The organism is Streptomyces sp. 4N509B (genome assembly GCF_052245655.1).
In the GTDB taxonomy this organism is placed as follows: Bacteria; Actinomycetota; Actinomycetes; order Streptomycetales; family Streptomycetaceae; genus Streptomyces.
The window spans coordinates 111,044-129,181 of record NZ_JBQQBZ010000007.1 but is presented as its reverse complement, the minus strand read 5'-3'; the positions used below and the strand labels follow the sequence as shown (position 1 = coordinate 129,181).

Genomic DNA, 18,138 nt, shown 5'->3' with positions numbered 1-18,138 from the left:
ATCCGCCGAGGATCCACTGAGGCTCACCTCAGCGAGCCGAGCGACGGGCGGGGCGGCAGGATTGCCGTAGAACGCGAGCAATCACGCACTGACGATGCACTGCACGAAGGAGACAGTCGTGTCGGCGAACAGCTTCGACGCCCGCAGCACGCTGCGAGTGGGCGACGAGTCGTACGAGATCTTCCGGCTGGGAGCGGTGGAGGGCGCCGCCCGTCTGCCGTTCAGCCTGAAGGTCCTGCTGGAGAACCTGCTCCGCACCGAGGACGGGGCGAACATCACCGCCGATCACATCCGGGCCCTCGGCGGCTGGGATCCGGCCGCCCAGCCCAGCCGGGAGATCCAGTTCACCCCCGCCCGGGTGATCATGCAGGACTTCACCGGCGTGCCCTGTGTGGTGGATCTCGCGACCATGCGCGAGGCGGTCCGCGAGCTCGGCGGCGACCCCTCCCGCATCAACCCCCTGGCCCCCGCCGAGCTCGTCATCGACCACTCGGTCATCGCCGACAAGTTCGGCACCCCGGACTCCTTCCAGGTGAACGTCGAGCTGGAGTACGGCCGCAACCGCGAGCGGTACCAGTTCCTGCGCTGGGGCCAGACCGCGTTCGACGAGTTCCGCGTCGTCCCGCCCGGCACCGGCATCGTCCACCAGGTCAACATCGAGCACCTGGCCCGCGTGGTCATGGTCAGGGGCGGCCAGGCGTACCCCGACACCCTCGTCGGCACCGACTCCCACACCACGATGGTCAACGGCCTGGGTGTGCTGGGCTGGGGCGTCGGCGGCATCGAGGCCGAGGCCGCCATGCTCGGCCAGCCGGTCTCGATGCTCATCCCGCGCGTCGTCGGCTTCAAGCTCACCGGCGAGCTGCCCACCGGCACCACCGCCACCGACCTCGTGCTGACCATCACCGAGATGCTGCGCCAGCACGGCGTGGTGGGTAAGTTCGTGGAGTTCTACGGCGAGGGCGTGGCCGCCGTGCCGCTGGCCAACCGCGCCACCATCGGCAACATGTCGCCGGAGTTCGGCTCCACCGCCGCCATCTTCCCCATCGACGCCGAGACCATCAGCTACCTGCGGCTCACCGGGCGCGACCCGCAGCAGCTCGCGCTCGTCGAGGCGTACACCAGGGAACAGGGCCTGTGGCACGACCCGGCCAGCGAGCCGGTCTACTCCGAGTACCTGGAGCTCGACCTCTCCACGGTGGTCCCCTCCATCGCCGGCCCCAAGCGCCCCCAGGACCGCATCCCGCTCTCCAACGCCAAGCACCAGTTCTCCCACGACATCCGCTCCTACGTGACGGTCGTCGACGAGGACGAGGCCAGCAAGGAGTCCTTCCCCGCCTCCGACGCCCCGGCCTTCACCGACGGGCTGCCGAGCACCTCCGTCCCCGTCACCCTGGCCGACGGCACCTCCTTCGAGCTCGACCACGGCGCCGTCACCGTCGCGGCCATCACCTCCTGCACCAACACCTCCAACCCCTCGGTGATGGTGGGTGCGGCGCTGCTGGCCAAGAAGGCCGTGGAGCGCGGCCTGACGCGCAAGCCGTGGGTCAAGACCACCCTCGCCCCCGGCTCCAAGGTCGTCATGGACTACTACGACCGCGCCGGCCTCACCCCGTACCTCGACAAGCTCGGCTTCAACCTCGTCGGGTACGGCTGCACCACCTGCATCGGCAACTCGGGCCCGCTGCCGGAGGAGATCTCCCAGGCGGTCAACGACAACGACCTCGCCGTCGTCTCCGTCCTCTCCGGCAACCGCAACTTCGAGGGCCGGATCAACCCCGACGTCAAGATGAACTACCTCGCCTCGCCGCCGCTGGTCGTCGCCTACGCCATCGCCGGCTCGATGAAGGTGGACATCACCACCGAGCCGCTGGGCACCGACGCCGACGGCAAGCCGGTCTTCCTGCGGGACATCTGGCCCACCGAGCAGGAGGTCGAGGAGGTCGTGGCCTCCGCCATCGGCCAGGAGATGTTCGGCCAGAGCTACGCCGACGTCTTCGCCGGCGACGCCCAGTGGAACGCGCTGCCGATCCCCACCGGCTCCACCTTCGAGTGGGACCCCGACTCCACCTACGTCCGCCGGCCCCCGTACTTCGAGGGCATGACCACGGACCCGGAGCCCGTCACCGACATCTCCGGCGCCCGCGTGCTGGCCCTGCTCGGCGACTCGGTCACCACCGACCACATCTCGCCGGCCGGCGCCATCAAGGCCGACACCCCCGCCGGCCGGTACCTCACCGAGCACGGCGTGGCCCGCCGCGACTTCAACTCCTACGGCTCGCGCCGCGGCAACCACGAGGTGATGATCCGCGGCACCTTCGCCAACATCCGGCTGCGCAACCAGATCGCCCCCGGCACCGAGGGCGGCTACACCCGGGACTTCACCCAGGACGGCGGCCCGGTGTCGTTCATCTACGACGCCTCCCGCAACTACGAGGCCGCGGGCGTCCCGCTCGTGGTGCTGGCCGGCAAGGAGTACGGCTCGGGATCGTCGCGCGACTGGGCGGCCAAGGGCACCGCGCTGCTCGGCGTGCGCGCCGTCATCGCCGAGTCCTACGAGCGCATCCACCGCTCCAACCTCATCGGGATGGGCGTGCTGCCCCTGCAGTTCCCCGCCGGCTCCACCGCCGCATCGCTCGGCCTGACCGGCGAGGAGACGTTCTCCGTCTCCGGCATCACCGCGCTCAACGAGGGCGGCATCCCCGAGACGGTGACGGTCACCACGGACACCGGCACCTCCTTCGAGGCCACCGTCCGCATCGACACCCCGGGCGAGGCCGACTACTACCGCAACGGCGGCATCATGCAGTACGTGCTGCGTTCGCTGCTGCGCAAGTAACCCACGCCCCACGGCACTTGCCCCGCCCCACCGACGCCGGCCGTCGGTAGGGCGGGGCGCTCGCGTGTGCGGAGGTCTCGACTCGGAAAAGCCTATCGGTGAACGTGTTCCCGATCTTCCACCCCGGCGGTGATTGGACTATACCTGTCAAGATCCGGGATCCGGGCCCTTGAAGAAGGCGAGGACCGCACCATGTCGTCCAGTCCGCAGCGTCGTCCATTCCCTCCCCACCGACCGCTCCCCGGCCGCCGCACGGTGCTCAGATCGACCGCGGCGGGCCTGGTCGCGGTGCCCTCCCTGGCCGCGCTCACCTCCTGCGCGAGCAGCGGCGGCGACGGCGGCGGCGACGAGGTCGAGCGGGTCGAACGCACCGACGCGAACCCCTTCGGCGTCAACCCCGACGGCGAGCTGGAGGTCGTCATCTTCGACGGCGGCTTCGGCGACCAGTACGCGCTGGACGCGGAGGCCATCTACGAGGAGAGCTACGGCCCGGTCACGCACGCCAAGACCCAGGAGATCCAGTCCCGGCTCCAACCCCGCATGGTGCAGGGCGATCCGCCCGACGTCATCGACAACTCCGGCGCCCAGGAGATGGACATCGCGGCCCTGATCCGCAACGACCAGCTCACCGACCTGACCGAGCTCCTCGACGCGCCGAGCCTGGACGACCCGAACACCACCGTCCGCGACACCCTCATGCCCGGCGTCGTCGAGATGGGTCAGTTCGGCGACGATCCGGCCTGTTGGCGCATCAACTACGCGTATCACATATACGGACAGTGGTTCTCCCGCGCCGCGCTGGAGCGCCTCGACGTCGCCTATCCCAGGACCTGGGACGAGATGATCGACGTCTGCCAGCGCGCCAAGCGCCAGGGCATCGCGGGCTGGACCTACGCCGGCCAGTACCCGTACTACATCCTCTTCACGCTGTTCCCGTTCATCGCCAAGATCGGCGGCGCCGAGGTGATGCGCGCCATCGACAACCTCGAACCCGAGGCCTGGCGCCACGACGCCGTCCGCTCCGCCTTCGAGGCGTACTACGAGCTCTACGAGCGCGGCTTCGTCCTCGAGGGCACCCCCGGCATGACCCACGAGGACTCCCAGGCCGAGTGGACGGCCGGCAACGCGCTGTTCATCCCGAACGGCTCCTGGGTGGAGAACGAGGCGCGCTCCACCACGCCCGAGGACTTCGACATGGCCGTCGGCCCGCCCACCGGCCTCGACGCGGGCGACGCCATGCCGTTCGAGACCATCCGCGCCGAGCCCGGCGAGGCGTTCATCGTCCCCGCCGACGCCCGCAACGTGGCCGGCGGCCTGGAGTTCATGCGCATCATGCTCGGCAAGGAGTCGGCCCAGAACTTCACCCGGCTCGTCTCCTCCCTCTCCTGCGTGCGCGGGGCGGAGCAGGGCCTCGACCTCGGTCCCGGGCTCGCCAGCGCCGTGGAGATGTTCAACGCCGCCGGCTCCAACATCATCCTCACCCGCCTGCCCGACTGGTACAAGCAGCTCAACGACGAGGGCGTCGGCGGCGCGGTCGCCGCGATGATGGCCGGCGAGCTCACCCCGGCCCAGGCGATCGACGAGTGCCAACGCGCCGCCGACGCGACGCGCGAGGACGAGTCGATCGACCACTTCCAGCACTCCTGAGCCCGGCGCGGCCCACCGCGCGGGCGCGCCACGCCGCGAGCGCCCGCGCCGCCGCGCACCCCGTCAGTCCGCGATCCGCGAAGCCCGCGCACACCACCGAGGGGCACCCATGGACGACACGGCCGAGACGGCGGCCAGCCCACCCGAGGCCACCACCACGGCCCCGGCCGAGCCGGGCGACCGGCGGCGGCCCAGCAAGCCGCCGCCGGCACCGCCGGCCAGGGCGCCGTGGCCGCTGCTGGTGGCGGCCTTCCTCCTGCCGCCGCGCTTCACCCCCACGCGGGTGCGCCACGACCGCAGGTACCGCACGCTGGAGGTGTACCGCTTCGTCGCGTGGTTCCTGCTGGTCCCGCTGCTGATCTACGGGTACTTCGTCGTCTCGCCCTTCGTCCAGGCCTTCTTCTACTCGATGACCGACTGGACGGGCTTCAGCAGCGAGTACAGCTTCACGGGGCTGGAGAACTACGAACGGCTCTGGAACGACGAGCAGTTCTGGGACGCGATGCGCAACAGCGTGGCGCTGCTCCTCGTCGTGCCCGTCGTGACGCTGGCCCTCGGCCTCTTCTTCGCGTTCATGCTCAACGCGGGCGGTCGGCAGCGTCACGGCGAGGCGGTCACGGGCGTCTTCGGCTCCCGCCTGTACAAGGTCGTCTTCTTCTTCCCGCAGGTCCTGTCGCTGGCGATCATCGCCGTCATCTGGGTCCGCATCTACAGCCCCCGCAGCGGAGCGCTCAACGAGGGCCTGGACATCGTCGGCCTCGGCTCGCTGCGCCAGAACGACTGGCTCGGGGGCGACCTCGCCCTCTACAGCCTCATGGTCGTGCTCTGCTGGTCCTTCGTCGGCTTCTACGTGGTGCTCTTCTCCGCCGCGATGAGCTCCATCCCGAAGGAGATCTACGAGGCGGCGCTGCTGGACGGCGCGAGCCGGCCGGTCACGTTCTTCCGCATCACCTTTCCGCTGACCTGGGACACCATCCAGACCGGCTGGATCTACATGGGCATCCAGGCGCTGGACTCCTTCGCCCTGGTCATCGTCATGGTCCCGCAGCACGGCATGGACGTCGTCCCGGTCTACCTCTACGAGAAGATGATCCGCGACGGCCAGGCGGGCTACGCCACCACCATCGGCGTGGCGCTCTTCCTGGTCACCCTCGTCTTCACGGCGCTGATGATGCGCCTGGGCCGGCGCGAACGGATCGAGTTCTAGGACACGGCAGGGGAGACGAGATGAGCAACAACACCGACCGGGGCCGTGTCCTGAACGCGTTCGCCCACTCCTTCCTCGTGGTGTGGACCCTGATGGCCGCGGGACCGCTGCTGTGGGTGGTGATCTCCAGCCTCCGCGCCCACGGCGACCTGGTCTCCGATCCCTTCGGCCTGCCCACCGCCCTCCACTGGGACAACTTCAGCAACGCGTGGGCGGGCGCCAACATCGGCCGGTACACGATGAACTCGCTGATCATCCTCTCCGGTTCGCTGACCGGCACGATGCTGCTGGGGTCGATGGCCGCCTACGTGCTGGCCCGCTTCCAGTTCCCCGGCAACCGCCTGATCTATCTCCTCTTCAGCGGCGGCATGATGTTCCCGGTCTTCCTCGCCCTCGTGCCGCTGTTCTTCATCCTCAACACCATGGGGCTGTTGAACACCCGGCAGGGACTGATCGTCGTCTACATCGCCTACTCGCTGCCGTTCACCGTCTTCTTCCTGGCCTCCTTCTTCCGCACGCTCCCCAGCGCCGTGCAGGAGGCCGCCACGCTCGACGGGGCCTCCCACACCAGGACGTTCTTCCAGGTCATGATGCCGATGGCCAGGCCCGCCCTGATCAGCGTCGGGATCTTCAACTTCCTGGGGCAGTGGAACCAGTTCGTGCTGCCCCGGGTGCTGAACCTCGGCAGCGAGGACGACGCGGTGCTGCCACAGGGTTTGGCGGCGCTGATGGTCCAACAGGGATACGAGGGCGACTGGGGCGCGCTCTACGCGGGCGTCACCATGGCGATGCTTCCGGTTCTCGTGGTCTACGTGACCTTCCAACGGCAGGTCCAGTCCGGCCTCACGGCGGGCGCCGTCCGCTGACCGGCACCCCGATGGGCGGGTGGCACCCTCCCCGGTCGGGGCGTTCCGGAACGGTACCGGGAGAAGGCCGGGACACCGAGGCGTGAGGGGCGGCGACGCGGTCGGCTGCGGGCCGCGAAGGCGTGCCGGAGGGCGTCCGCGTGCAAGCGGTTGCTGACCGCGATCTCCCGCGCGACGTGCCGGCTTCATATAGTGGTCGCGGATTCCCGATGCCGAGCCGCGAGCGACCTGGGAACCGGAAGGGGAGGAAGCCGTGGAGACACCGGGGTCGCAGACCTCCCTGCACCGCGCCAACCTCGAACGGGTGGTCCGCGCCGTGCGCGCCGCCGGTTCGTTGACCCAGGCGGAGATCGCCCGCACCACCGGCCTCTCCGCCGCGACGGTGTCCAACATCGTTCGAGAGTTGAAGGAGCTCGGCACCGTCGAGGTCAGGACCGTCTCGGCCAGGGGGCGGCGGGCGCGCAGCGTCTCCCTCTCCTCCGACGCGGGCATCGTCGTCGGCGTCGACTTCGGCCACTCCCACCTCCGCGTGGCGCTGGGCAACCTCGCCCACCAGGTGCTGGCCGAGGAGGCCGAGCCCTTCGACGTGGACGCCTCCGCCGACCAGGGCTTCGACCGCGCCGAGAAGCTGGTGGGCCGGCTGCTCGGCATGGTGGGCGTGGAGCGCGAGAAGATCCTCGGCGTGGGCCTCGGCGTGCCCGGGCCGATCGACGTGGCCACCGGGGCGCTGGGATCCACGGCGATCCTCCCCGGCTGGCGCGGCACCAACCCCCGCGAGGAGCTGGCCGCCCGCATCGGGGTCCGGGTCCACGTGGACAACGACGCCAACCTCGGCGCCCTCGGCGAGCTGGTCTGGGGGAGCGGCCGGGGAGCGGGGGACCTGGCGTACATCAAGGTCGCCAGCGGCGTGGGTGCCGGCCTGGTGATCAACGGCCAGATCTACCGCGGCCCCGGCGGCACGGCCGGCGAGATCGGGCACATCACGCTCGACGAGTCGGGCCCGGTCTGCCGCTGCGGCAACCGCGGCTGCCTGGAGACCTTCACCGCCGCCCGCCACGTCCTGCCGCTGCTCCACGCGAGCCACGGTCCCGACCTCACCATGCGGCAGGTGGTGCGGCTGGCCCGCGAGGGCGACCCCGGCTGCCGCCGGGTCGTCGCCGACATCGGACGCCACATCGGCTCCGGGGTGGCGCAGCTGTGCAACCTGCTGAACCCCAGCAGGGTCGTGCTCGGCGGCGACCTCGCCGAGGCGGGGGAGCTGGCGCTCGGCCCCATCCGGGACTCGCTGGGCCGGTACGCCATCCCGAGCGCCGCCAGTCAGCTCGTCCTCCTCCCCGGGGCGCTCGGTGGCCGGGCGGAGGTGCTGGGCGCGCTGGCGCTGGCGCTGCGGGAGATGGGTGACGGGATGATCCTCGGTCAGGCCGCCGGATCAACCACGAAACGGTAAAATCACATGAGCGCAAAAAATTCACCATTTTCACACAGAAATGGCAAGCGCTTTCTATCCCTGAATCGCCGTATTGAAAAGTTCAAACGACACCTGGGCGGGCTCGTATCTTTTTGATTGAGACTCGATTTAAGTGTTGACGTCAACAATCCTTCCGAGGTTAGCTCGCAGCGACTTACGGCCGCGCCGTTGCGGCCCAACCGGAAGGTCATGCCAACCATGCGTCGTAATGTGCGAATAGCCGCCACAGGATTCGTCTCCATTGCCCTGGCCACCGCGCTGGCGGCCTGTGGCGAGGCCGGGGGCGGGGATGACGAGGAGGAGGGCGGTGGCGGCGAGCAGTCGGGCACCATCGGCCTGCTGCTGCCCGATGACGTCACCACCCGGTACGAGACCTTCGACCGGCCCTTCTTCGAGGACAAGGTCACCGAGCTGTGCCCCGACTGCACGGTCGAGTACAGCAACGCCTCCAACGACACCAACCAGCAGAAGCAGCAGTTCGACGCCCTGATCGCGGCGGGCGCCGACGTGATCGTGCTGGACCCCGTCGACGCCTCGGCCACCGCCTCCTGGGTGGAGGACGCCGCCGCCGAGGGCGTGTCGGTCGTCGCCTACGACCGGCTGGCGGAGGGCCCCATCGACTCCTACGTCTCCTATGACAACGAGCGCGTCGGCGAGCTCCAGGGCCAGGCCCTGCTGGACGCCCTCGGCGAGGGCGCCGACGGCGCCCGCGTCGTCATGATCAACGGCTCGCCCACCGACCCCAACGCCGAACTCTTCAAGAACGGCGCCCACTCCGTGCTCGACGAGTCCGTCGAGGTCGTCTTCGAGCAGGACGTCGAGGGCTGGGAGGGCGCGATCGCCAACCAGGAGATGACCGCCGCGATCGACTCGCTCGGCCCGGACGGCTTCGACGCGGTCTACGTCGCCAACGACGGCATGGCGGCCGGCGTCGTCAACGCCCTCCAGGCCGCGGGCATCACCGGCCTGCCGGTCGGTGGCCAGGACGCCGAGCTCGCCGCCCTGCAGCGCATCGTCGCCGGCGACCAGACCTTCACGATCTTCAAGGCGTACAAGCCGGAGGCCGAGGTCGCCGCCGAGATGGCCATCCGTCTGCTGCGCGGCGAGGAGCTCGGCGACGTCGCCCCCGACAGCGTGGACAGCCCCACCAACGACGGCGTTCCCAGCCAGCTGCTGGACCCGATCGTCGTGACCGTGGACAACATCACCGACACGGTCATCAACGAGGGCTACTACACGGTCGAGGAGATCTGCACCGAGGAGTACGCCCAGGCGTGCCAGGAGGCCGGCATCAGCTAGGCCCCGGCCGGCTGATCACCGCCTCGTTCCCCACGTCACGACCACGCCACCACCGCCCGGGGCCGGGCCGCACCGCCGCGGCCCCGGGCAACCCCCGCACCCCCTAGGAGCTGACCCCAGCCATGACCGCCGCCCCCGTACTGGCGCTGCGCGGTGTCTCCAAACGCTTCGGCGCCGTGCAGGCGCTCAGCGACGTGGACCTGGAGATCCGCGCCGGCGAGGTGACCGCCCTGGTGGGCGACAACGGCGCCGGGAAGTCCACCCTCATCAAGACCATCGCCGGGGTCCACCCCATCGACTCCGGCGACATCTCGTTCAAGGGCAGGCCCGTCCGCATCACCCGGCCCCACGACGCCCAGGACCTGGGCATCGCCACCGTCTACCAGGACCTCGCCCTCTGCGACAACCTCGACGTCGTCGCCAACCTCTTCCTCGGCCGCGAGCTCTCGCGCGGCAGCGTGCTGGACTCGGTCGCGATGGAGCGGCGGGCGCGCGAGCTGCTGGACACGCTGTCCATCCGCATCCCCAACGTGCGCATCCCCGTCGCCTCCCTCTCCGGCGGCCAGCGGCAGGTCGTCGCCATCGCCCGCGCGCTCGTCGGCTCCCCCGAGGTCGTCATCCTCGACGAGCCCACGGCCGCGCTCGGCGTCGAGCAGACCGCCCAGGTCCTCGACCTCGTCGAGCGGCTGCGCGACCAGGGCCTGGCCGTCGTCCTCATCAGTCACAACATGGCCGACGTGCAGGCCGTCGCCGACAGCGTCGCCGTGCTGCGCCTGGGGCGCAACAACGGGGTCTTCCGCGTCGAGGAGACCTCGGGCGAGACGATCATCGCCGCGATCACGGGCGCGGCGGACAACGCCGTGACCCGTCGCCGGGGCCGCCGGCCCGCCGCGTCCCAGGAGTCGCGGGAGCCGCAGGCGCGGGAGGAGCAGGAGAAGACACCATGAGCACCGAACCCTCACTGCGCAAGGCGGAGCCCGCGGGGTCCGCGACGGCGCCGGCCGTCCCCGGCGCCGTCGACCCGCGACTGCTGGACGGTCAGGGCGGTCTCGCCGGGTACCTGGAGGACTTCAGGCGTCGCATCCGCGGCGGCGAGCTGGGCTCCCTGCCCGTCGTCGTCGGCCTGATCGTCATCGCGGTCATCTTCGAGGCCCAGACCGGGACCTTCCTCACCCCGCGCACCCTGAGCAACATCGCGATCTACGTCGCCGGCCCCGGCATCATGGCTGTCGGCATCGTCCTGGTGCTGCTGCTGGGCGAGATCGACCTGTCGGTGGGATCCGTCGCCGGCCTGTCGGCCGCCCTGTGGGCGGTGCTCTCCGTCACCCACGGGGTGAACGACATCGTCGCCATCCTGCTCGCCATCGCGGCGGGCGCGGCCGTCGGCACCATCCACGGCTTCTTCTTCGCGCGCATAGGCGTCCCCGCCTTCGTCGTCACCCTCGCCGGCTTCCTGGGATGGAGCGGCGTGCAGATCTGGGTGATGGGGGAGGAGGGCACCATCAACATCCCGGGCGACAGCCTGGTGCGCGACTTCACCAACTTCTACTTCACCGACATCTCGGCGGCCTACTCCCTGGCCGCGGTGCTGAGCGTCGGCTACCTGCTGGTGCTGCTGCGGGAGCGGCGCCGCCGCCAGGGCGCGGGGCTGCCCGCCCGGGGTCAGACGGACATCCTGGTGCGCACCGGCCTGGTCGCGCTGGCCGCGTTCGTCGCCGCCTACACGCTGAACCAGCACCGTGGCCTGCCGCTGGCGCTGGTCATCTTCCTCGCCGTGCTGCTGCTGGTGGACTTCGTGGTCCGCCGCACCCGGTACGGACGGCAGATCTTCGCCGTCGGCGGCAACGCCGAGGCCGCCCGCCGCGCCGGCATCAACGTGGAGCGGGTGCGGCTGACGGTCTTCACCATCGCGAGCGCCCTGGCCGCGCTCGGCGGGCTGTTCTACGCGGCCCAGGCCGGCGGCGCCAGCAAGTCGCTGGGCTCGGGCAACCTGCTGATGAACGTCATCGCCGCCGCCGTCATCGGCGGGACGAGCCTCTTCGGCGGCCGCGGCTGGGTGTGGTCGGCGCTGCTGGGCACCCTGGTGATCCAGTCCATCACCACCGGCCTCAACCTCATGAACATGTCCAGTGAGATCCAGTTCATGATCACGGGAGCCGTGCTTCTGATCGCCGTCGTCGTGGACTCGGTCTCGCGTCGCACCCAGCGCACAGCAGGCCGAACGTAAAGCGATCATAAAATATCAAATCAGGTCAAATGGGCGGTCCGGGTTGCGCGAAGCGACCCGGACCGGGTCATGCTGGTGGACGTGTTCACCGATCCCGGGCCGGTGGACCCGCCCGCCCGAACACTAGACTCGTGCGAACCGTCGGACCGGCCCGCGGCGTGGTCCGGTGGATCGAGAAGGACGACGGACCACGTCCGACACGCAAGGAGGAACGGTGCCGCTGCTCTCCCGCATCTCGGGCCCTCGCGACCTGGACCGGCTCGCCCCCCAGCAGCTCGACGAGCTGGCTGAGGAGATCCGCACCTTCCTCATCACCTCCGTCGCCAGGACCGGGGGACACCTGGGTCCCAACCTGGGCGTCGTGGAGCTCACCATCGCCCTCCACCGGGTCTTCCAGTCGCCCGCCGACCGCATCCTGTGGGACACCGGCCACCAGTCCTACGTCCACAAGCTGCTCACCGGCCGCCAGGACTTCTCCGCCCTGCGGAGCAGCGGCGGCCTGTCCGGCTATCCCTCGCGGGCCGAGTCCGAGCACGACGTCATCGAGAACAGCCACGCCTCCACCGTGCTGGGCTGGGCCGACGGCCTGGCCAAGGCCAACCAGCTGCGCGGCCACGACGAGCGCCACGTCGTCGCCGTCATCGGCGACGGCGCGCTGACCGGGGGCATGGCCTGGGAGGCGCTCAACAACATCGCCGCCGCCAAGGACCGCCCCCTGGTCATCGTCGTCAACGACAACGAGCGCTCCTACGCGCCCACCATCGGCGGCCTCGCCAACCACCTGGCCACCCTCCGCACCACCGACGGGTACGAGCGCTTCCTCGCCCGCGGCAAGCAGATGCTCAGCCGCACCCCGGTCGTCGGCAAGCCGATCTACGACACCCTGCACGGCGCGAAGAAGGGCCTGAAGGACGTCATCGCCCCCCAGGGCATGTTCGAGGACCTGGGCCTGAAGTACGTCGGACCGATCGACGGCCACGACATCGCCGCCCTCCAGTCCGCCCTGCTGCGCGCCAAGCGCTTCGGCGGGCCGGTCATCGTCCACTGCATCACGGAGAAGGGTCGCGGATACCAGCCCGCCCGTGACGACGAGGCCGACCAGTTCCACTCCGTCGGCGTCATCCACCCCGACACCGGCCTGCCGGTCGCCCACTCGGGCGCCGACTGGACCTCCGTCTTCGGCGACGAGATCGTCCGGCTCGGCCGCGAGCGCCCCGACGTCGTGGCCATCACCGCGGCCATGCTCCGCCCCGTCGGCCTCCGGGCCTTCGCCGAGGAGTTCCCCGACCGGGTCTACGACGTGGGCATCGCGGAACAGCACGGCGCCGTCTCCGCCGCCGGCCTCGCCACCGGTGGCCTCCACCCGGTCGTCGCCGTCTACGCCACCTTCCTCAACCGGGCCTTCGACCAGCTGCTGATGGACGTGGCCCTCCACCGCTGCGGCGTCACCTTCGTCCTCGACCGTGCCGGGATCACCGGCCCCGACGGGGCCTCACACCACGGCATGTGGGACATGTCGATCCTCCAGTGCGTCCCCGGCCTGCGGCTGGCCGCGCCCCGTGACGCCGAGCAGCTCCGTGCCCAGCTGCGCGAGGCCGTGGCCGTGAAGGACGCGCCCACGGTCGTGCGGTACTCCAAGGGCAAGGTCGGCCCGGCCGTCCCCGCGCTCGACACCGTCGGCGGCATGGACGTGCTGCGTCACCCGAGCGACGCCGGCGACACCCCCGACGTCCTCCTGGTGTCCGTCGGCGCGCTCGCCCCGATCTGTCTGGAGGCCGCGGAGCTGCTGGACCGGCAGGGCATCAGCTCGACGGTGGTGGACCCCCGGTGGGTGAAGCCGGTGGACGAGGCGCTGCCGGCACTCGCGGCCCGCCACCGCATGGTCGTCACCGTGGAGGACAACGGGCGGGCCGGCGGCGTCGGCTCGGCCATCGCCCAGGCGCTGCGCGACGCGGACGTCGACGTGCCGCTGCGCGACTTCGGGCTGCCGACGCGCTTCCTGCCGCACGGCAGCCGCCAGGAGCTGCTGGCCGAGGTCGGCCTCACCGGGCCGAACATCGCCCGCCAGGTCACCGGCCACGTGGCCCGGCTGGAGGGCCGCCTCACCGCCGAGGCGGCCGGCCTGACGGACTGACGCCTCCCAGGGGTGGGCGGCCCGAGGCCCGGCGGCCCGGGGCCGCCGGCCTCGCGGCGGGTGGTCTGACAAGAAGGGGCGAACGGCCTGACGGGCGCACGGGCCCTAGCCCTGCGCCTGGGCGGCGCTCTGGTCCATCCACATGAGCTCCCAGTGGTGGCCGTCGAGGTCCTCGAAGCTGCGCCCGTACATGAAGCCCTGGTCGTTGGGCTCCATGACCTGCTTGCCGCCCGCCGCCAGCGCCCGGTCGGCGATGTCGTCGACCTCCTGCCGACTCTCGGCCGACAGCGCGATGATCGCCTCCGTGCTGCTGCCGGCGTCCGCGATCTCCTTCTGGGTGAAGGTCCTGAAGAACGGCTCGACGAGCAGCATCGCGAAGATCGTGTCGCTGATGACCAGGCAGGCGGCGTTCTCGTCCGAGAACTCCGGGTTGAACGAGAAGCCCAGCTCGGTGAAGAACGCCTTGGAGCGCTCCAGGTCCTTCACGGGCAGGTTCACGAAGATCATCCGGGACATGGTGTCTCCCTCACTCCCGCACGCCCCCGCTGGGCGTGTCGTTGTAGGGGTAGACCGGGCCCCGGCGAAGGACTCATCGCGCGCCGCCGATTCCGCGGTGTGAGCTGGGTCACTCCGCCCGAGGGGGTCCGGTGACGCTCCTCGGCCCCGCCACCTCGGCGCCCAGGGCCGTCACCCGCGCCCGCAGCCCCCGGTCCGCGGTGACCACCAGGCACCGACGCCCCACCCCCTCGGCGGCGACCAGCGCGACGATCCGGTCGTCCCCACTGCCCGGCGCGGACTCCACCCGCACCCCGGGCACGGACGCGACGCCACGCGCCGCGCCCTCGACCACGAGCACGACCTCCGCGGGGCCCGGGTAGTCGAGAAGCCGGTCCCGCAGCCGCTCCGCGGCCCCGCGCCGGTCCCGCCACCAGCCGTCGGGCACCGAGCCGACGACGTTGGCCCCGTCCACCACGACCAGCGGCGGCCGGTCCGTTCCCGAACCGGCCGCCGCCGTCACGTCCGCCCCGTCCGTCACGCCGGGAGGCTGGCCTCGCCGGGGGCCAGGAAGCGGCGCCCGACGACCCGCTCGGAGATCCCCTCGCGGTCCAGGTACGGGGTGACGCCGCCCAGGTGGAACGGCCAGCCCGCGCCCGTGATCAGGCACAGGTCGATGTCCTGCACCTCACTGACCACGCCCTCCTCCAGCATCAGCCCGACCTCCTCGGCGATGGCCTCCAGGGCCCGCTGCCGCACCTGCTCCTCGGTCAGCACCGTGTCGCCCGTCTCGAAGAGCGCCGCGACCTCCGGGTCGAGCTCCTCGCCGCCGCCCGTGAGGCTCCGCTTGCCGGCCTCGACGACCCGGCCGAGGTTGGCCGAGACGGCGAACCGGTCGGGGAAGGCGCGGTGCAGCGTGCCGGCCACGTGGTGCGCGACGGCCGGGCCGACGAGCTCCAGCAGCGTCAGCGGCGACATCGGCAGCCCGAGCGGCGCGAGCGCCCGGTCCGCCGTGGCCGCCGGGGTGCCCTCGTCGATGGCGCGCAGCACCTCGCCCATGAAGCGGGTCAGGATGCGGTTGACGACGAACGCCGGGGCGTCCTTCACCAGCACCGCCGTCTTCTTCAGCTTCTTCGCCACCGCGAAGGCCGTGGCCAGGGTGGCGTCGTCCGTCCGCTCGGCGCGCACGACCTCCAGCAGCGGCAGCACCGCGACGGGGTTGAAGAAGTGGAAACCGACGACCCGCTCGGGGTTCTTCAGGTGGGAGCCCATCTCGGTGACCGAGAGGGAGGAGGTGTTGGTGGCGAGCACCGCGTGCTCGGGCACCACGGCCTCCAGGTCGGCGAAGACCTTCCGCTTGACCTCCATCTCCTCGAAGACCGCCTCGATGACGAAGTCGGCGTCGGCGAAGGCGGTGGCCACGTCCAGCGAGCCGGTGACGGCGGCCTTGAGGCGGTTGGCCTGGTCCTGCCCGATCCGGCCCTTCAGCAGCAGCATGTCGACCTGCTCGTGGACGTATCCCACGCCCTTGTCGACGCGCTCCTGGTCGATGTCGGTGAGCACCACCGGCACCTGGAGCCGCCGCGCGAAGAGCAGCGCGAGCTGCGAGGCCATCAGGCCCGCGCCCACCACGCCCACCTTGGTGACCGGCCGGGCCAGGGACTTGTCCGGCGCCCCCACAGGGCGCTTCGCGCGCCGCTGCACCAGGTCGAAGGCGTACAGGCCGCCGCGCAGCTCCTCCGTCATGACCAGGTCCGCCAGCGTCTGCTGCTCGGCGGCGAAGCCGTCGCGGAGGTCGCCGGACTTCACCCGCGCGATGATGTCCAGCGCCCGGTACGCGGCGGGAGCCGCGCCGTGCACCTTCTCGTCGGCGATCGCCCGGCCACGGGCCACCGCCTGGTCCCAGCCCTCGCCGCGGTCGGGCTCCTGGCGCGCGACCTCGATCTCGCCGCGCAGCACCGCGGAGGTCCAGGCCAGCGACTGCTCCAGGAAGTCCGCGCCGTCGAAGATCGCGTCGGCGATGCCCAGCTCGTGGACCTGCGGGGCCCTGAGCATGCGGTTCTGGTTGAGGGCGTTCTCGACGATCACGGTGACCGCCCGGTCCGCGCCGATCAGGTTCGGCAGCAGGGTGCAGCCACCCCAGCCGGGGACCAGGCCGAGGAAGACCTCGGGCAGCGCGAAGGCGGGCACCGAACGGGAGATCGTGCGGTACGTGCAGTGCAGGCCCACCTCGACGCCGCCGCCCATGGCCGCGCCGTTGTAGTACGTGAAGCTCGGCACGGACAGGGCGCCGAGGCGGCGGAAGACCTCCTGGCCGCCGTGGCCCAGCGCCATGGCGTCCTCGTGCCGGGTCAGCCGCCGCATGCCCTTGAGGTCGGCGCCGACGACGAAGATGAACGGCTTGCCGGTCACGCCGACGCCGACGATCTCGCCCGCCCGTGCCTCCGCGTCGACCTGGTCGATCGCGGCGTTGAGGTTGGCCAGCGACTGCGGGCCGAAGGTGGAGGGCTTGGTGTGGTCCAAACCGTTGTCGAGGGTGATCAGTGCGAAGCGACCACCGCCGCCCGGCAGGTCCAGGTGCCTCACGTGCGCCTCGGTGACGACCTCACCGGGGAACTGCTCGCTCGCCCGCTTCAACAGCTCGGCGATGTCGACGGTCTCGCTCACTTGCCCTCCCAGTGCGGGTTCTCCCAGATGACCGTGCCGCCCATGCCCATGCCGACGCACATCGTCGTCAGCCCGTACCGGACCTGGGGCTGCTCCTCGAACTGGCGCGCCAGCTGCGTCATCAGCCGCACCCCGGAGGAGGCGAGCGGGTGACCGAAGGCGATGGCGCCGCCGTACTGGTTGACCCGCGGGTCGTCGTCGTCGATGCCGTAGTGGTCGAGCAGCGCCAGCACCTGGACGGCGAAGGCCTCGTTGATCTCCAGCAGGCCGATGTCGTCCATGGTCAGGCCGGCCCTGGCCAGCGCCTTCTCGGTAGACGGCACCGGGCCGATGCCCATGACCTCCGGCTCCACGCCCGCGAAGGCGAAGGTGACCAGGCGCATCTTCACCGGCAGGCCGAGCTCGCGGGCGACGTCCTCGGCGGCCACGATCGAGGCGGTGGCGCCGTCGTTCAGGCCCGCGGCGTTGCCCGCGGTGACGCGGCCGTGCGGGCGGAACGGCGTCTTCAGGCCCGCCAGCCCCTCCCGGGTGGTGCCCGGACGCATCGGCTCGTCGGCCGTGGCCAGGCCCCAGCCCGTCTCACCGGCCTCGGGGTTGGTGCGGCGGACGGAGACGGGCACCAGGTCGGGCTGGATCCTGCCGTCCGCGTACGCCTTCGCGGCCTTCTCCTGGCTGCGCACCGCGAACTCGTCGGCGCGGTCCTTGGTGATCTCCGGGTACCGGTCGTGGAGGTTCTCCGCGGTCATTCCCATGAACAGGGCCGACTCGTCGACGAGCTTCTCCGCGACGAAGCGCGGGTTGGGGTCCACTCCCTCACCCATCGGGTGGCGGCCCATGTGCTCCACGCCGCCGGCGACGGCGACGTCCGCCGCGCCGAAGGCGATGGCACCCGCGACGTTCGTCACCGCGGTCATCGCGCCGGCGCACATGCGGTCCACGGCGTACCCGGGGACGGTCTGGGGCAGGCCCGCGAGGAGTGCGGCCGTGCGCCCGATCGTCAGGCCCTGGTCGCCGGTCTGGGTCGTGGCCGCGACGGCGACCTCGTCGACGCGCTCGGGCGGCAGCTGCGGGTTGCGGCGCAGCAGCTCGCGGATGCACTTGATGACCAGGTCGTCGGCGCGGGTCTCGTGATAGATCCCCTTGGGACCCGCCTTGCCGAACGGGGTGCGGACGCCGTCCACGAAGACGACGTCCCTGACGGTACGAGGCACGATGGCTCTCCTCCAGCGTTTGTCCCGGTGTCTGCCGACCATGCTACTCGTGGGTAACAGGGTGGCAAGGCTTGCCCT

The 18,138-nt window shown here is 71.0% G+C and carries 13 protein-coding genes; 9 read left to right on the top strand and 4 right to left on the bottom strand.

The window, feature by feature from the left end; translation table 11 throughout:
- The first annotated feature begins 118 nt into the window (after nucleotides 1-118).
- The 9 genes from acnA to dxs all read left to right on the top strand — a co-directional run bounded on the left by acnA (nucleotide 119) and on the right by dxs (nucleotide 13,687).
- Nucleotides 119-2,839: an aconitate hydratase AcnA gene (gene acnA / locus ACTWP5_RS10210; RefSeq protein ID WP_443220499.1), complete on the top strand. Its 2,721-nt coding sequence runs from the start codon at nucleotides 119-121 to the stop codon at nucleotides 2,837-2,839.
- A 192-nt stretch (nucleotides 2,840-3,031) separates the two neighbouring features.
- Complete coding sequence (ngcE, locus tag ACTWP5_RS10205) at nucleotides 3,032-4,486, top strand: N-acetylglucosamine/diacetylchitobiose ABC transporter substrate-binding protein (protein WP_443220498.1); 1,455 nt, start codon at nucleotides 3,032-3,034, stop codon at nucleotides 4,484-4,486.
- 109 nt (nucleotides 4,487-4,595) lie between these two features.
- On the top strand, nucleotides 4,596-5,693 hold the full coding sequence (locus ACTWP5_RS10200; RefSeq protein ID WP_443220497.1) for a carbohydrate ABC transporter permease: 1,098 nt from the start codon (nucleotides 4,596-4,598) through the stop codon (nucleotides 5,691-5,693).
- Between the two features lie 20 nt (nucleotides 5,694-5,713).
- Nucleotides 5,714-6,559 carry a carbohydrate ABC transporter permease gene (locus tag ACTWP5_RS10195; RefSeq protein WP_443220496.1) on the top strand — a complete coding sequence of 282 codons (846 nt, stop codon included), beginning with the start codon at nucleotides 5,714-5,716 and terminating at the stop codon, nucleotides 6,557-6,559.
- A 253-nt stretch (nucleotides 6,560-6,812) separates the two neighbouring features.
- Nucleotides 6,813-8,006, top strand: coding sequence for an ROK family transcriptional regulator (locus ACTWP5_RS10190; RefSeq protein ID WP_443220495.1), 1,194 nt, complete (start codon nucleotides 6,813-6,815; stop codon nucleotides 8,004-8,006).
- A gap of 219 nt (nucleotides 8,007-8,225) precedes the next feature.
- The gene (locus ACTWP5_RS10185; protein ID WP_443220494.1) at nucleotides 8,226-9,326 is read left to right on the top strand and encodes a sugar ABC transporter substrate-binding protein; all 1,101 of its coding nucleotides are present in this window, start codon (nucleotides 8,226-8,228) and stop codon (nucleotides 9,324-9,326) included.
- A 122-nt stretch (nucleotides 9,327-9,448) separates the two neighbouring features.
- The gene (locus ACTWP5_RS10180) at nucleotides 9,449-10,273 is read left to right on the top strand and encodes an ATP-binding cassette domain-containing protein (RefSeq protein ID WP_443220493.1); all 825 of its coding nucleotides are present in this window, start codon (nucleotides 9,449-9,451) and stop codon (nucleotides 10,271-10,273) included.
- Nucleotides 10,270-11,553, top strand: coding sequence for a sugar ABC transporter permease (locus ACTWP5_RS10175; protein WP_443220492.1), 1,284 nt, complete (start codon nucleotides 10,270-10,272; stop codon nucleotides 11,551-11,553). The genes ACTWP5_RS10180 and ACTWP5_RS10175 overlap by 4 nt, the downstream gene beginning before the upstream one ends.
- A 214-nt stretch (nucleotides 11,554-11,767) precedes the next feature.
- On the top strand, nucleotides 11,768-13,687 hold the full coding sequence (gene dxs / locus ACTWP5_RS10170) for a 1-deoxy-D-xylulose-5-phosphate synthase (protein ID WP_443220491.1): 1,920 nt from the start codon (nucleotides 11,768-11,770) through the stop codon (nucleotides 13,685-13,687).
- Nucleotides 13,688-13,792: 105 nt separating this feature from the next.
- Here dxs and ACTWP5_RS10165 read toward each other — a convergent pair whose 3' ends face one another.
- The 4 genes from ACTWP5_RS10165 to ACTWP5_RS10150 form a co-directional block, all read right to left on the bottom strand.
- Complete coding sequence (locus tag ACTWP5_RS10165) at nucleotides 13,793-14,203, bottom strand: VOC family protein (protein ID WP_443220490.1); 411 nt, start codon at nucleotides 14,201-14,203, stop codon at nucleotides 13,793-13,795.
- Nucleotides 14,204-14,312: 109 nt separating this feature from the next.
- Entirely contained in the window at nucleotides 14,313-14,723 is a 411-nt protein-coding gene (locus ACTWP5_RS10160; protein WP_443220489.1) for an NTP pyrophosphohydrolase, read from the bottom strand.
- A complete protein-coding gene (locus tag ACTWP5_RS10155) occupies nucleotides 14,720-16,849 on the bottom strand; it encodes a 3-hydroxyacyl-CoA dehydrogenase NAD-binding domain-containing protein (protein ID WP_443220488.1) in 2,130 nt (709 codons plus the stop codon). The genes ACTWP5_RS10160 and ACTWP5_RS10155 overlap by 4 nt, the downstream gene beginning before the upstream one ends.
- The gene (locus ACTWP5_RS10150; RefSeq protein ID WP_443220487.1) at nucleotides 16,846-18,060 is read right to left on the bottom strand and encodes a thiolase family protein; all 1,215 of its coding nucleotides are present in this window, start codon (nucleotides 18,058-18,060) and stop codon (nucleotides 16,846-16,848) included. The genes ACTWP5_RS10155 and ACTWP5_RS10150 overlap by 4 nt, the downstream gene beginning before the upstream one ends.
- Between the last annotated feature and the right edge of the window lie 78 nt (nucleotides 18,061-18,138).

Excerpts from the sequence above, each read along its gene's own strand:
- ngcE (WP_443220498.1), top strand. The coding sequence starts at position 3,032 with ATGTCGTCCAGTCCGCAGCGTCGTCCATTCCCTCCCCACCGACCGCTC.
- ACTWP5_RS10200 (WP_443220497.1), top strand. The coding sequence starts at position 4,596 with ATGGACGACACGGCCGAGACGGCGGCCAGCCCACCCGAGGCCACCACC.
- ACTWP5_RS10195 (WP_443220496.1), top strand. The coding sequence starts at position 5,714 with ATGAGCAACAACACCGACCGGGGCCGTGTCCTGAACGCGTTCGCCCAC.
- ACTWP5_RS10185 (WP_443220494.1), top strand. The coding sequence starts at position 8,226 with ATGCGTCGTAATGTGCGAATAGCCGCCACAGGATTCGTCTCCATTGCC.
- ACTWP5_RS10180 (WP_443220493.1), top strand. The coding sequence starts at position 9,449 with ATGACCGCCGCCCCCGTACTGGCGCTGCGCGGTGTCTCCAAACGCTTC.
- ACTWP5_RS10175 (WP_443220492.1), top strand. The coding sequence starts at position 10,270 with ATGAGCACCGAACCCTCACTGCGCAAGGCGGAGCCCGCGGGGTCCGCG.
- ACTWP5_RS10165 (WP_443220490.1), bottom strand. The coding sequence starts at position 14,203 with ATGTCCCGGATGATCTTCGTGAACCTGCCCGTGAAGGACCTGGAGCGC.